At 71.4% G+C, this 13839-nt stretch carries 11 protein-coding genes; 6 read left to right on the top strand and 5 right to left on the bottom strand.

Translation table 11 applies throughout. The features are described 5' to 3' along the window. Positions 1-68 precede the first annotated feature (68 nt). From H7965_RS04280 to H7965_RS04295, 4 genes are all read left to right on the top strand, one after another. Positions 69-1910: a di-heme-cytochrome C peroxidase gene (locus H7965_RS04280; protein WP_186769299.1), complete on the top strand. Its 1842-nt coding sequence runs from the start codon at positions 69-71 to the stop codon at positions 1908-1910. Beyond that, a complete protein-coding gene (locus H7965_RS04285; RefSeq protein WP_186769300.1) occupies positions 1907-3160 on the top strand; it encodes a cytochrome P450 in 1254 nt (417 codons plus the stop codon). The genes H7965_RS04280 and H7965_RS04285 overlap by 4 nt, the downstream gene beginning before the upstream one ends. Positions 3161-3362: 202 nt before the next feature. Continuing rightward, positions 3363-5660, top strand: a complete 2298-nt coding sequence (locus H7965_RS04290) for a glycosyltransferase (protein WP_186769301.1) — start codon at positions 3363-3365, stop codon at positions 5658-5660. Then, the gene (locus H7965_RS04295) at positions 5657-6883 is read left to right on the top strand and encodes a glycosyltransferase (RefSeq protein ID WP_229682441.1); all 1227 of its coding nucleotides are present in this window, start codon (positions 5657-5659) and stop codon (positions 6881-6883) included. Before H7965_RS04290 ends, H7965_RS04295 begins: the two co-directional genes overlap by 4 nt. A 579-nt stretch (positions 6884-7462) precedes the next feature. Here the strand turns inward: H7965_RS04295 and H7965_RS04300 are convergent. Beyond that, positions 7463-7747, bottom strand: a complete 285-nt coding sequence (locus H7965_RS04300; RefSeq protein ID WP_186769302.1) for a hypothetical protein — start codon at positions 7745-7747, stop codon at positions 7463-7465. Positions 7748-8064: 317 nt separating this feature from the next. Continuing rightward, positions 8065-9534, bottom strand: coding sequence for a MocR-like pyridoxine biosynthesis transcription factor PdxR (gene pdxR, locus H7965_RS04305; protein WP_186769303.1), 1470 nt, complete (start codon positions 9532-9534; stop codon positions 8065-8067). Between the two features lie 120 nt (positions 9535-9654). On the opposite strand from pdxR, the gene H7965_RS04310 reads away from it, so the two are divergent. Then, positions 9655-10368, top strand: coding sequence for a pyridoxamine 5'-phosphate oxidase family protein (locus H7965_RS04310; RefSeq protein WP_186769304.1), 714 nt, complete (start codon positions 9655-9657; stop codon positions 10366-10368). Positions 10369-10374: 6 nt separating this feature from the next. Here the strand turns inward: H7965_RS04310 and H7965_RS04315 are convergent, their stop codons facing one another. Together H7965_RS04315 and H7965_RS04320 are read right to left on the bottom strand one after the other, a co-directional pair. Next, positions 10375-11235 carry a TIGR01459 family HAD-type hydrolase gene (locus H7965_RS04315; RefSeq protein ID WP_186769305.1) on the bottom strand — a complete coding sequence of 287 codons (861 nt, stop codon included), beginning with the start codon at positions 11233-11235 and terminating at the stop codon, positions 10375-10377. A gap of 42 nt (positions 11236-11277) precedes the next feature. Then, positions 11278-12345: a quinone-dependent dihydroorotate dehydrogenase gene (locus H7965_RS04320; RefSeq protein ID WP_186769306.1), complete on the bottom strand. Its 1068-nt coding sequence runs from the start codon at positions 12343-12345 to the stop codon at positions 11278-11280. Positions 12346-12573: 228 nt separating this feature from the next. Between H7965_RS04320 and H7965_RS04325 the strand changes: the two genes are divergently transcribed. Next, positions 12574-13524: a DMT family transporter gene (locus H7965_RS04325; protein WP_186769307.1), complete on the top strand. Its 951-nt coding sequence runs from the start codon at positions 12574-12576 to the stop codon at positions 13522-13524. Here H7965_RS04325 and H7965_RS04330 read toward each other — a convergent pair. Further along, positions 13431-13787 (bottom strand): DUF952 domain-containing protein, encoded by a 357-nt coding sequence (locus H7965_RS04330; RefSeq protein ID WP_186769308.1) that lies wholly within the window; start codon positions 13785-13787, stop codon positions 13431-13433. The two genes, H7965_RS04325 and H7965_RS04330, sit on opposite strands and share 94 nt — an antisense overlap. Positions 13788-13839 lie beyond the last annotated feature (52 nt).

Below are 13839 nucleotides of genomic sequence, written 5' to 3' on the forward strand. Positions count from 1 at the left end.
TGCCGCGCGCCTTGTATTCATCGCAAGGCGTTGCGTACCATCCCCGTATCAACAAGGACGGGAAGCCCATGCGCGCGCTGCCGGCGCCCAAATGGCTGGTCATCGGATGCGCCCTGCTGCTCGGCGCCTGCAATGGCTGGCGGGAGCAGCCGCCTGCGCCCCTGGCGGGCGAGGTGCCCTGGTCGTTGCCGGCGGAGCCGGCCGCGGTGCTGCCGCAGGGCTGGAGCCCGGAGCTTGCCGCGCGCGTCCACTTCACCGCCCAGGGGTCCCGGCTGATGCCGCGCGCCTGGTTCGTCGCGCTGGAACGGGCCGAGGGCGACGGGTTCTTCGCCGCGCCGGACAACCTGGCCGGCTACGGGCTGCTCTTCGCCGATGATGCCGGCACCGGGCTGAACCCGGACCGGCTGCCGATCGGCTTCGCCATCGACCCGGTGCCGCAGCCGGTCACCGGCCAATGGGTCGGCCTCACCTGCGCCGCCTGCCATACCGGAGAGGTGACGCATCGCGGCGCCCGCATCCGGGTGGAGGGCGCGCCGGCCAACTTCGACTTCGACCGCTTCGTCGCCGAACTCGACGCCGCGGTGCAGGCCACCGGCCGCGACCCCGTCCGCTTCGCCGCCTTCGCCCGCCGCCTTGGCGCGACGCCGGAGGCGCTGCGCGAGCCCTACGCCGCCTATGCGGCGCGGAGCGCCCGCCACGCCGCGGTGCAGCGGCCGGCGGTGGTTTCCGGCTTCTCCCGCGTCGATGCGCTGGGGCAGATCATCAACGCCATCTCCGTGCTGCAGCTGGATGCGCCGGCGGCGCTTGTCGATGCCAATCGCCAGGCACCGCGCGCGCCGGTCTCCTACCCCTTCCTCTGGACCGCGCCGCGCCAGGAATGGGTGCAATGGATGCCGATCGCCAGCAGTCCGATCGGCCGCAACGCCGGCGAGGTGCTGGGCGTGTTCGGCGAGTCGCGGCTGACCGCCCCCGGCACCCCGGACCGCTTCGGCTCCTCCGTGCAGTACCACAACCTGGTCGCCATGGAGAAATGGCTCAACGACCTGCGCCCGCCAGCCTGGCCGGAGGAGCGCTTCGGCGCCCTCGACCGTACCGCCTGGGCGGAAGGCAAGCGGATTTTCCAGAAGGAATGCCAGGGCTGCCATAACATGCCGCCCTTCCGGTTGACCGACCCGCGGCAATCCGCTGACGGCAACCGCTTCATCCGCACCAGCGGCGTGCCGCATCGGATCGTCGGAACCGACGCCGAATACCTCCGCGCCCTGCAGGGCTGGCGCATCCGGAGCGGGCCGCTGCGCGACCAGATGGCGGATATCGGCGGAGAGACGGTGGCGGCGACCGACTACTTCCTGCGCACGGTGAAGCTGGTGGTGGAGGCCGGCACCGCCCAGGCCGGGTTGTCCCGCATCGCCCTGATCGACACAGGCGAGGCGCGCGCCTGCCCCGGCCATACGACGCGGCGGATGGTCAACCAGATCCCCCGCCCGACCGGCGCCTTCGAGGCGCGCGACGTCTGTGCCATCACCGACCGCAGCGGCATCCGCCGGGCGCCGGAACGCTGGGCGCTGCCGCCCTCCTTCCTCGACAGCCTGAAGGCCGGGCCGCTGCTCGGCCTCTGGGCGACCGGGCCGTTCCTGCACAATGGCTCGGTGCCGACGGTCTATGACCTGCTCTCGCCGCCGGCCGAGCGCCCCGCGGTATTCTGGGTCGGCGGGCGGGAGCTGGATACCGGGCGGCTCGGCTTCGTCTCCACCGAGGCGCCCGGGCTGTTCCGCTTCGACACCACCCTCCTCGCCAATTCCAACCAGGGCCACGCCTTCCCGCGGCGTGGCCTGACGCCGGCGCAGCGGCTGGCGGTGGTGGAGTTCCTGAAGGACCCGCTGCGCTTCGACCCGGAGGGATTGCGATGAGCCATCTCGATCGCCTGGATGCGACGCCGGAAGCCGAGCGCTTCCCCCTGGTCTGGCAATGGATCAACAGCGAGGATCCGAGACCCTTCTTCGCCGAGTTGCGCGAGCGGCGGCCGGTGCTGGCGACGCCGGTCTGCACTCTGGTGGCGCGCTTCGACGACGTGATCGAGGTGCTGCGGCTGCCGGCGGTCTTCACCGTGCAGCCCTATGTGAACGCGCTCGGCACCTACATGCTGGCGCAGGACGAGACACCGGACCATGCGCTCGACAAGAGCGTGATGACGGCGATGCTGGACCGCCGCGACCTGCCGCGGGTGCGCGCCTTCGTCGCCGCCGAGACCGACCGCGTGCTGGATGGCGCGGGAGAGCGGATCGAGCTGGTCGGCGGCATTACCCGATACATTCCGGTGCGGCTGGTGCAGGAGTATTTCGGCTTCGCGGAGTCGTCCGCCGCGAAGCTGCAGGAATGGTCCTACTGGGCGCAGATGGACGGGTTCCACAACTACCCCTGGGACCTCGGCGCCGACCATGAGCGCATCCATGCCGAGGCGCGGCGCGGCCTGACGGAGATGAAGGACTACCTGACCGGGCTGCTGCAATCCCGCGCCGCCGCGCTCAAGGCGGGCAGGTCGCTGCCGGATGACATCGTGGCGCGGCTGCTGCAGTCGCGTATCGCCGGGCCGGTCGGCTTCCCGCCGGAGAAGCTGCTGCTGAACGTCGGCGGGCTGCTGATCGGCGCGGTCGAGACCTCCTCCCAGGCGACGGCGCAGGTGATCGAATGGCTGCTGCAGCGGCCGCCGCGGCTGGACGCCGCCATCGCAGCGGCGCAGGAGGCCGACCCCAAGACCTTCGATGGCCATGTCTGGGAGGCGCTGCGTTTCGCGCCCATGTCGCATTACCTGTTCCGGAAATCCGCGGCGGCGCATGTCTTCGGCCGTGGCCAGGCGTGGGAGACGACCATCCCGGCCGGCACCCATGTGCTGCCGCTGATCGGCAGCGCCGGCTTCGACCCGGCGCGCTTCGCCAGGCCCGATGCCTTCGACCCGACCCGGCCGATCCACAGCGCCTTCCACTTCGGCTGGGGGCACCACGCCTGCCTCGGCGGGCATATCGCCGAGGTGCTGATCCCGGAGATGGTGCGCCGGGTGCTGCTGCGCCCGGGCATCAGGCTGGAAACCCCGATTGACCGGCGCGGCGGGCCGTTTCCGGAAAGCCTCGGGGTGGCCTGGGCCTCCGGCGGGGCGGTGTAGCGGCGGCCGGTGAATTGACTCTCTGTTAACCCATGCTGCGGATGTTGGAGGCCGCTTGAGGGAGCCACGACCCTAGCCGCCGCTTCATTTCGTAGCTATGAGCTTCCTCCTGGCGGAGTGCAGTGTGGCGCCTGTGGGCCGAAAGGGTGATACATCCGAATCGGGAACCCGCCGACCGGATACAGGACGCAGAGGATCCTCGTTGGCGACCGAGACAGCCGCGCCGGAGATCGCCGGCCTTGCGCCACCCGCCGCGGTACCGGCCCCGATTCGTGTCCTCCACCTCCATCGCCGTTTTCATCCGGACTACACCAGCGACGGCATCCGCTTCGTTCGGGTGATGGCGCGCCTCGCCTCCCGGGGGATCGGCAGCGAGGTCCTGGCCTATGAGACCACGACACCTGGCGGCGAGACATTGGCCATCCACCAGGGCCTGCCCGTCCACTACATCGCCAACCGGCGCGGCCAGCCGTCGTACCCGGCGCTGCTGCGCTGGCTTCTCGCCAACCTCCGGCGATTCGACGTGCTGCACCTCCACGCGCATGCCGACCGGCAGTTCATCTCCTGCCTCCTGGCCCGGCTGTTCGGCGTGCGGGTCCTGTTCTCCGGCACGCAGGCCGACGGCCCGGCCGAACTGGTGGAGGCTTATCGGCCGCGCAATCGCTGGCTCGTCGGCCTGCTGCTGCACGCGATCAACGCCTTCGTCGTCACCAGCCCGCGCCTGTTCCGCCGCTCGCTCGAGAGCGTCGCGGCAGCCCGGCTCTGCTTCATTCCACCGAGCGCCAGCCTGGGTGAGCCGCCGGTCCCGGCCGCCGACCGGGCCGCGGCGCGCGCATCCCTCGGCCTCGCGGCCGATGACCTGGTCCTGCTTCATGTCGGCTCGGTGTCCCGCCGGGAGAACATCGCCTTCCTGGTCGAGGCCCTGGCGCGGACCGCCGATCCCTCGGTCAGGCTCGTGGTGGTCGGGCCGGTGCTGGAGGATGACTACGCCACCGAGATCGAGGCGCAGATCGCGGCACTCGGGCTGCGGGACCGGGTGATGTTCACCGGCTTCCAGGACGCCCACACCCCCTACTACACAGCGGCGGATGCCTTCGTCTTCGCCTCGGCCGCCGAATGCTTTCCCGATGCCTGTCTGGAGGCGATGGCCAAAGGCTTGCCGATCATCAGCCATTTCCTGCCGGGGCTGACCGATTTCATCGTGGATCACGGCCGGACCGGCTTCCTGGCCGGCTCGCTCGATCAATTCGTCGAGGCGATCGAGCACATCCGGGCCGACCCGGCCCTCCGCGAGTCCATGGGCCTGGCGGGTCGACGCTTCGCCGAGCGCAACCTCGACATCGGCAGCATCGCCGACCGCTACGCGGAGCTTTATCGGAAGACCAGCCGGCACGCCTCGCCACCGCACGCCGCGCCGCCCGCCTGTCCGAACCTGCATATCCGCTTCAGCGGCGCCCTCGCCGAAGGCCCCGCGGCGCTGGGCCTCGAGGAGTTCGACACCCCCACCCACTGGCCGCCGCTGCTGCAGGTGGTGATCGACACCGAGGCGGATTTCGACTGGGACCGCGGCATCTCCACCGATGTCGGCCGCGTGGTTTCGATCTCCGGGCTGGACGAGAATTTCGACAGCTTCCGCAAGCACGGCATCCGGCCGTCGCTGGTGATCGATCACCCGGTCGCCACCCATGCGGAGGGCGGTCGGATCGTCCGCCGGCTGGCCGAGGAAGGCTGCGAGATCGGCGTGCACCTGCACAGCTGGACCACGCCGCCGATGGTCGAGCCGAGGGACGACTGGCATTCCTTCTCCGGCAACATGGGCGCCTGGCTGGAACGCCGGAAGCTGGCGACGCTGACCCACCGGGTCGAGGCGCTGACCGGCCGCAAGGCGCGGATCTTCAAGGCCGGCCGCTACGGTCTGGGCCCGAACACCGTAGACGCGCTGGAGGCTGAGGGCTTCGAGATCGATCTCAGCATCTGCCCCTGGTACGACTACTCGGCGCTCGGCGGGCCGGATTTCTCCCGCTTCACCGCGCGGCCGGGCTGGTTCGGCGCGTCGCGCCGCCTGCTCTCGCTGCCGACCACCGCGGCGCCGCTCGGCTGGCTCGGCCCCCAGGCGCATCTGGTCACCCGGGTCACCCGCGGCGGCCTCGGGCGGCAGCTCGGCCTGGGGCGGATCGCCGCCCGGGCCAATGCCTTCTATCCACTCCGTCTCTCGCCCGAAGGCGCCGATCTGGGCCAGATGATCCAGGTCACCCGGCAGTTGCATGCGCGTGGGCTCAGGGTATTCACCCTGAGCCTGCACAGCCCCACGCTGCAGGTCGGCAATACCCCCTATGTCCGCTCCGTGGCCGACCTTCGTGAATTGCTCGGCCGGATCGACCGCTACTGCACCTTCTTCCGGGACGAGCTGGGCGGCGTCTTCTCCGACCCTGCCGACCTGCACCGTCGGCTGAGCGGCCTGTCCGCAACGCAGCCCGCCGCTGGCAGGCCGCGGCCGTGAGCCGCGCCGCCACCCTGCCGGACCCCGCTGCCCCGGGGGCGCGCGGCCCGGCGATCCGGCTGCTGACCTTCAGCACGCTCTATCCCAACGCCGCGCAGCCGAACCACGGCGTCTTCGTCGAGAACCGGCTGCGCCACCTGGTCGCCGGCGGCGCGGCGGAGAGCACGGTGCTGGCGCCGGTCCCCTGGTTCTCCGGGCGCGGGCCGCGCCGTGCCGCGGTGCCGGCGCAAGAGACCCGGCACGGCCTCGTGCTGCACCATCCGCGCTATGCGGCGCCGCCCGGCCTCGGCATGTGGACCAATCCCTTCACCCTGCACCAGGCGTCGCGTGCCGCCCTGCGCAGGCTGCTGCGGGGCGGGCTGCGGGTCGAGGCGATCGACGCGCATTACCTCTACCCCGATGGCGTCGCCGCGGTCTGGCTCGGGCAGGAATTCGGCCTGCCGGTGGTGATCACCGCGCGCGGCTCCGACACCAGCCTGCTGCCGCGATACCGGGTGCCGCGGCGGCTGATCCAGGGGGCGATCGCCGGCGCCGATGCGCTGATCGCGGTCAGCGCCGCGCTGCGGGAGGAGCTGCTGGCGCTCGGCGCGCCGCCGGGGAAGGTGACGGTGCTGCGCAACGGCGTGGACCTTGGCCTGTTCCGCCCGCCTGCCGACCGCGCCGCGCTGCGCGCCGCGCTGGGGGTGGAGGGGAAGGTGCTGCTCTCGGTCGGGCTGCTGATCCCGCGCAAGGGCCATCATCTGACCATCGAGGCGCTGGCGGCGCTGCCGGGCCACACGCTGCTGGTGCTCGGTGAGGGGCCGGAGCGGGCGGCGCTGGCGGCGTTGGCGGCGCGCTGCGGCGTCGCCGACCGGGTGCGGCTGCTGGGCGCCCGGCCGCATGCCGAGTTGCCGGCGTTCTACGGCGCCGCCGACGCCATGGTGCTGGCCTCCAGCCGTGAGGGCTGGGCCAATGTGCTGCTCGAATCCATGGCCTGCGGCACCCCGGTGGTCTCCAGCCCGGCCTGGGGCAGCCGTGAGGCGGTGGCGGCGCCGGAGGCCGGGCTGGTGCTCGACACCGCCACCCCCGCCACCATCGCCGCCGGGGTGCGGCAGCTGCTGGCCACGCCACCCGATCGCGCCGCGACCCGGCGCTATGCCGAGGGCTTCGGCTGGGACGAGACGACCGCCGGTCAGCTGGCGCTGTTCCGGCGCGTGATTGCGGGAAGGCAGCCGGCCCGGTGAGCACGCCCCAGCCGATCCGCCGCCGTCGCCTGCCGCTGCTGGACACCGCCCCGCCATCGCAGCGCCCCGTCGCCGCCTAGAGCGGTTTCGAATTTTGCGGGCTCAGCGGAGCGGCGAGGGGCACCGTTGGACCGCCATGGCCGGACGTGTCCCGCCGCTTGGCCGGTGTCCCGGGTCCAGGTGATCCGCCACCGCACCAGGCCGGCGCCGTGGTCCGGCTGCCGCCGATGCCCTGCGCCACCCGCCCGGGCGACATCGCCGGCAATGCTGCTGGAGGACAACGGCACCACCACGGACACCATCATCGTCTTCAGCCAGGCCTTCAGGCCGGGTGACCTGCCGCGCGGCCGCGGCCTCGCCGCCCGGACGATGGGGGACGCCGCTGCGCGCCCAGTTGAATGTGAAGACCCGCCACCCCGATGGCTCCGCTGGTTCGACGTAGCGAGCCTGGCCGCTGCGCAGCAGCGCCCGGCTCGGCGTGGTGCTGTCGGCTTCGGCCAGTGCCGCCGCGCCGCCGCTCGGCGCCCGCATGGTGCACCAACCCACCGTAGCGCAGCCGAGTGGGCGGGGTGCTCAACCTCAGCTTCGAACCCGCCTGCGCGTGCCGCCTTCAGGGAAGATATATTCAAGTATGGCTACGCCCGCACCAACCGCCATGAACGCAACCGCAAACCTGAGAGGAATGCCGTCCAAGGACGTGCCCAACAGTGCCCCGCCGCCGAAGCCGTTAAGAACTCCTGCAGTAATGGCCGAAATGAAAATTCGCATTTTGTAATTAAAATACGGACGTCCGGTAACAAAAAACAGAAATACGACCAGAGCGACCGCAAGAACTCTGTATAAATTTGTGTAGATATCGTACATATCAATTCCTTTCGGTGCTGCCGGCTGCTGCCTGAATTATCTTGTGATGGTTGTTGGATTAGGCGTGCGAGCCGCCTGCTTTCCAGAGAATTGCAAGGCTGCACAGAGTTGTGCATTCGAGCCCGCATCACTGGTTGAGCGGCGTGGTAGTGAGGGCGGCCGCCTTGTATCCGGACCCGCGGAGGCGGCTGTTCCGGGTGGATGGGCAGCGCGGTGCTCGCCACGATTCGGCGGCTACCACAAGCCGCTGCCTGCCGGGTACAAGGACCTGCCGCGTGAGCTGATCCGCGGCGTTGCACGTACTCCCGATGCCATGGTCAGCCTGCGAGGCAGGCGGCCAGCTCCCGCGCCGCCCAGCGCAGCGCACCGGGCGCATGGCCGGAGAAGCCGAGCATCAGCCCCTGCATCGGCGGCGCGGCCAGGAACATCGGGCTGACCGGCCGGGCGATCACGCCACGTCGTGCCGCCGCCGCCGCCACCTCGATGTCCCGGCTTCCGTCGCGCAGCCGGGCAACCAGCTTCATGCCCTGTTCCGGCGCCTCCACCTCCAAAGCCGGGATGCCGGCAAGCGCCTCCACCAGCGTGTCGCGGGCGCGGCGGTAGTGCTGGCGCATCCGCCGCAGGTGCTGGGCGAAGTGGCCCTCCGCGATGAAATCGGTCACCACGGCTTCCGGCAGCGCCGCCGGGTGCCAGTCGCTCAGCAGCCGGGCGCCGAGCACCGCATTCAGCAGCGGCTGCGGCAGCACCGCGTAACCCAGGCGAAGGCCGGGAAACAGCACCTTGCTGAAGGTGCCGATGTAGATGACACGGCCGGCGTCATCGATCCCCTGCAGTGCCGCCAGCGGCCGGCCGGCGTAGCGGAATTCGCTATCGTAATCATCCTCCACCACAAAGGCGCCGGCCTGCCGCGCCCAGGCCAGCAGCTCCAGCCGCCGCGCCATGGAGAGCACCACGCCGAGCGGGTATTGCGAGGAGGGGGTCACATAGGCGAGCCGCGCCTGGGGCGAGGCGGCGATGCCGGCGGCCACAACCAGCCCCTGCGCATCCACCGGCACCGGCACGATGCCGGCCCGCGCCGCGGCCAGCGCGGCGCGCACCGCCGGGTAGCAGGGGTCCTCCACCCAAACCGGGTCGCCCGGCTCCACCAGAACCTTCAGCACCAGATCGATCGCCTGCTGCGCCCCGGCGGTGACGATGATCTGGTCCGGCTCGCAGCGCACCGCGCGGGCGGCGCGGAGATAGCCGGCGATCTCGGCACGCAGGGCCAGGCTGCCGCGCGGGTCGGCATAGCCCAGCATCGCCGGGTTGGGCGCCTGCAGGCGGCGCAGGGTCAGGCCGCGCCAGACCAGGGCGGTGCGCTCCTCCCAGGAGGTGCGGCCGGTGTTGCAGGGCTCCGTGCCGTAGGAGCCGACGGCGGGGACCGCGGTGGCGTAGCGCTGGGCGGCGCGCGGCAGGGCGCCCGGCGCGGCGGGCGCCGCCGACCCTTCCTGGCGCGGCGGCGGTTCCAGCCCCTGCGGCAGGTCGCGCGAGACGTAGCTGCCCGCGCCGACCCTGCCCTCGATGATGCCTTCGGCGAGCAACTGGTCATAGGCCGCGACCACGGTGTTGCGGGCGAGGCCCAGCCGGGCGGCGAGCGACCGGCTGGGCGGCAGCCGCGCCCCCGGCGGCAGCACGCCGGTCAGCACCGCGCGGCGGATCTCCAGATAGACCTGGCGCAAGGCCGGCACGCCGCTGCCGCGGTCAATGGCGAGCAGCAGCAGGTCCGAGAGGTCGTGCGTCGGCTTCATGCCGCAGCCTATCGCCTGCCTACCGGATTGGACCAGTGGATAGCGGCCGGATTGGCCCTCGCGCGGGGCCAATCACCCCGGGCATAGCAGCCTCGGAACTCCCTCCCCGAAGGCCAGACGATGTCCCAGACCGACGCCTATCCGGTTTCCGAGCGCAACAAGGTCCGCCGCCTGCACGAGCGCGGGCGCTACGACCGGGAGAGCGTGCACGCCATCCTCGACGCCGCGATGATCTGCCACATCGCCTATGTCATCGACGGCCAGCCCTACTGCACCCCGACCGCCTTCTGGCGGGAGGGCGAGCATCTCTACTGGCACGGCTCCTCGGCCAGCCGGATGCTGCGGAGCCAGAAGCCGGGCCTGCCGGTCTGCCTGACGGTGACGCATCTCGACAGCCTGGTGCTCGCCCGCTGCGGTTTCAACCATTCGGTCGATTACCGGTCGGCGATGTGCTTCGGCACGGCGCATATCATCGACGACCCGGCGGAGAAGGCCCGCGCCCTCGATTCCATGATCAACCGCTTCTACCCGGGCCGTGCCGCGGAACTGCGGCAGAGCTCGGCGCAGGAGCTGAAGGCGACGATGCTGGTGGGGATGCAGATCGAGCAGGCCAGCGGCAAGATCCGCTCCAAGGGCGTCGCCGATGAGGAGGAGGATTACGCCCTGCCGATCTATGCCGCGCGCTTCCCGGTGCGCCAGGTGATCGGCGCCGCCGAGCCCTGCCCGCGCATGCCGGAGGGGGTGGCCTACCCGCCGGGGCTGGCCGGCTTCATCCCGGACCGCCGGCTGGACGAGGTCATGCTGGAGAGCTTCCGCACGACCTATGGCGATTGAACTGCCCTACCAGCGCAACCCGCGAATCGCCGCCAGCGGATCCACCCCCTCGGCCAGCGCCACCTGGCGCAGCACCTCAGGGTCCGGGTTGTCGCCATGGGCAAAGGCGGCCAGGCCGGTCAGCGCCCAGAGCGCGTCCAGCCCGGCGGCCTGCGCTCCGGCCAGATCGGTGTGCGGGGTGTCGCCTATCGCCAGGACCCGGGCGCGAGGAATCGGGCCGATGATCTCCATCACCGGGTCGTAGACCGCCGGGTCCGGCTTGCCGACCTCGAAGCACTCGCCGCCGAGGGCCGTATAGATATCGGCCAGCGCGCCGGCGCAGATCAGCCGCTCGGCGCCGACCATCACATGCCGGTCGGGGTTGACGCAGACCATCGGCAAGCGGTGGCGCGCCGCGGCCTCCAGCGCCGGGCGGTAGGCCTCGGCATCCTGCGAGCCGCGTTCGGGGTCGGGGCCGGTGTTGAGCAGGAAATCCGCCGCCGCCGGGTCTTCGACCAGCGTGGCGACGCCGTCCTCGACCACCGAGAGGTCGCGCTCCGGCCCGATATGCACCGCCCGCAGGCCGAGCCTGGCGAAGAACGGGTGGCTGCGTGCCTTCAGCATGCGCCAGGCGATCTCGCCGGAGGAGATGATGCCGTCATAGAGGGCCCGGTCGAGCCCCATGCGGTCCAGCATGCCGGCGATGAACCACGACCGGCGCGGCGCATTGGTCAGGAAGACGATGCGCTTGCCGCGGGCCTTCAGCTGCCGCAGCGCCTCCGGCACCTCCGGATAGGGGTGCTTGCCGTTGTGCACGACACCCCAGAGGTCGAGGACATAGCCGTCATAGCGCTCGGCAACCGGCGCGATGCCGTCGAGGATTTCCATCTGCGCTTCCTTCAGGCCGCGCCGCCGACGGCGACGGAGCACTCAACCATGGCCGGCATCCACGCCGACCGCATCCGCTACCCGCGCGAAGCCGTCGCGCTGCAGCAGCGTCGAAAGCTCCGCCTTCAGGCGCGGGATCAAGGCCGGCCCGGCGTAGGCGAAGCCGGTGTAGAGCTGCACTAGGCTGGCCCCGGCCCTGAGCTTCGCCAGCGCATCGGCGGCCGAGGCCACGCCACCGACGCCGACCAGCGTCAACCGGCCCCGCGCCAGGCGGAAGCAGTGCCGCAGCAGGGCGGTGGAACGGTCGCGCAGCGGCGCGCCGGACAGCCCGCCGGCCTCGCTGCGATGCGGCGAGCGCAGGCTGGCGGGCCGGGCAAGGGTGGTGTTGCCGATGATCAGGCCGGCAACGCCCTGGGCGACGCAGGTTTCGACTAGCGGCCCGAGCGCATCCTCCGCCAGGTCGGGCGCGATCTTCACCAGCACCGGCGGCTGCCGCGGCAGTCCGGCCCGCGCCGCGGCGATGGCGCCGAGGATGCCGGCCAGCCGCGCCTCCCCCTGCAGGTCGCGCAGGCCAGGGGTATTGGGGGAGGAGATGTTGACGGTGACGTAATCGGCCAGCGGCGCGATGGCGCCGTAGAGCGCCGGGTAGTCCCGCTCCGGCTCGGCGCCTTCCTTGTTCACACCGATATTGGCGCCGATCACCGCAGGCAGTGGCCGCGGCAGGGCGGCCAGCCGGGCCCGGTAGGCCTCGATCCCCTGGTTGTTGAAACCCATGCGGTTGATGACCGCGGCATCCTCCGCCAGCCGGAACAGCCGTGGGCGCGGATTGCCGGGCTGCGGCCGCGGCGTGACCGTGCCGGCCTCGACATGGCCGAAGCCGAGCCGCATCAGCGCCGGGATCGCCGTTGCATCCTTGTCGAAGCCGGCGGCGAGGCCGATCGGGTTGCGGAAGGAAAGGCCGAAGGCGGTGGTCGCCAGCCGTGGGTCGTCCGGTGCCGCATCCCGCCCGGCGAGGCCGGCGGCGAGGGCGCGAAGGGCCAGCTCATGTGCGGTTTCGGCGTCCAGCCCACGCAGCAGGGGCATCAGGGCGGAAGCGAGTTTGGGGGTCATCGCGGGGCTGTGTGCCTGAGTGCCGCGTCCATGGGAAGCCGCCATGGTGGCGGCGCACCGCCGTCTCGGTTGACGGCATGGGTCGGCCCCGCGACAAGCTACAGCGGATCGCGTCCATGTCTGGACACCGATCCGCTGTAGCCTGTTGTTTGCGGAGCGGATCGGCGCTCCGGGGCGTTCGCGCCCCTCCACGATCCACTCTGACGGCAAAGCCTTGGGAGGAAGCGGTTGAAGGGCCCGGCGTTGCTGCTGGCCGCCATCGCGGTGTTCGGCGTGCTCGATGCGAATGGCAAGCTGCTGTCCGGCGCATATCCGGTCGGCCAGGTCATCAGCATGCGCTACATCGTGCTGCTGCCGGTGTTCTTCGCCCTGCGCGGGCTTTGGCCCGGCCTCGGCGGCCGGTTCCGCACGGCGCATCCGGGGCTGCACGCGCTGCGCATCGCCTCGATGATGGTCTCGGCCGCCTCCTTCTTCCTCGGCTTCCGGCATGTGTCGCTGGCCGAGGGCTATCTGGTGTTCTTCACCGCACCCTTCATGACCCTCGCCCTCGCCGCCCTGGTGGCGCGGGAGCCGGTGCCGCGCGCGGCCTGGTTCTGGTGCGCGGTCGGCTTCGGCGGGGTGCTGGTGGCGGTGGTGCCGAAGCTGGGCGGTGGCGGCTCGCTGCTGGGCTTCGCCTGGGTGCTGCTCGGCACCATCGGCTTCTCGGTGACCCAGACGGTGAACCGGCAGCTCAAGGGGGAGTCGGGGCTGGCCATGCTGGTGGTCTGGCCGGGGCTTGCCGGGCTGCTGATCTTCGGCCCGCTGGCGGTGCGGGACTGGGTGGCGCCGCCGCCGCTCGACCTCGCCATGCTGATGGCGAACGGGCTGCTGGGCGGGGCGGCGGTGGTGCTGAGCGCCGCCGCCTACCGGCACGCCGATGCGGCCCGGCTCGGCACTTATGGCTACGCCGCGTTGCCGGTCTCAGTCGCGCTGGATTTCATCATCTGGGGGAGGGTGCCGGATGCGGCGACGCAGCTCGGCGGCGCCGTGGTGATCATCGCCTGCGTGATGAGCGAGCGGGCGCGGCGGCGTACGCTTTCCGCGGCTCAAGGCACCTCGGTGGGAAACCGGTGCGTGCCGTCCGGCATCAACGGCAAGGGGGTGACCGCGCGCACCGCGGCCAGCGGCAGCGGGCCGTAGAGGTGCGGGAACAGGCCCGGCCGCCTGCCGCCTGCCGCCGGTTCCCAGCGCAGCGCCTCACCAAGCGATGCCGGATCGACGCTGACCAGCAGCAGGTCGGCCTCGCCGGCGCGGTGCTTGGCGGCGCTGGCGCGGAGTTGCCCGGCGGTGGAGAAATGCAGGAAGCCGTCCCGCCGGTCATCGGCGCTTCCCTCATAGGCTCCGGCGGCTTCGGCCCGGCGCCAGTCCGCGGCGCGCACCATGGTGTAGATCGGCTGGTCCATGGCGACGGTGTAGCGCCGGCCAGGGATGGGTGGAACAAGGCCAGCGCAGGGG

The organism is Siccirubricoccus deserti, assembly GCF_014283215.1.
Taxonomy (GTDB): domain Bacteria; phylum Pseudomonadota; class Alphaproteobacteria; order Acetobacterales; family Acetobacteraceae; genus Siccirubricoccus; species Siccirubricoccus deserti.

Coding starts and splice junctions, on each gene's coding strand:
- H7965_RS04320 (WP_186769306.1), bottom strand. CDS start 12,345: ATGACCCCCAAACTCGCTTCCGCCCTGATGCCCCTGCTGCGTGGGCTG.
- H7965_RS04315 (WP_186769305.1), bottom strand. CDS start 11,235: ATGGAAATCCTCGACGGCATCGCGCCGGTTGCCGAGCGCTATGACGGC.
- H7965_RS04285 (WP_186769300.1), top strand. CDS start 1,907: ATGAGCCATCTCGATCGCCTGGATGCGACGCCGGAAGCCGAGCGCTTC.
- pdxR (WP_186769303.1), bottom strand. CDS start 9,534: ATGAAGCCGACGCACGACCTCTCGGACCTGCTGCTGCTCGCCATTGAC.
- H7965_RS04330 (WP_186769308.1), bottom strand. CDS start 13,787: ATGGACCAGCCGATCTACACCATGGTGCGCGCCGCGGACTGGCGCCGG.
- H7965_RS04300 (WP_186769302.1), bottom strand. CDS start 7,747: ATGTACGATATCTACACAAATTTATACAGAGTTCTTGCGGTCGCTCTG.
- H7965_RS04280 (WP_186769299.1), top strand. CDS start 69: ATGCGCGCGCTGCCGGCGCCCAAATGGCTGGTCATCGGATGCGCCCTG.
- H7965_RS04310 (WP_186769304.1), top strand. CDS start 9,655: ATGTCCCAGACCGACGCCTATCCGGTTTCCGAGCGCAACAAGGTCCGC.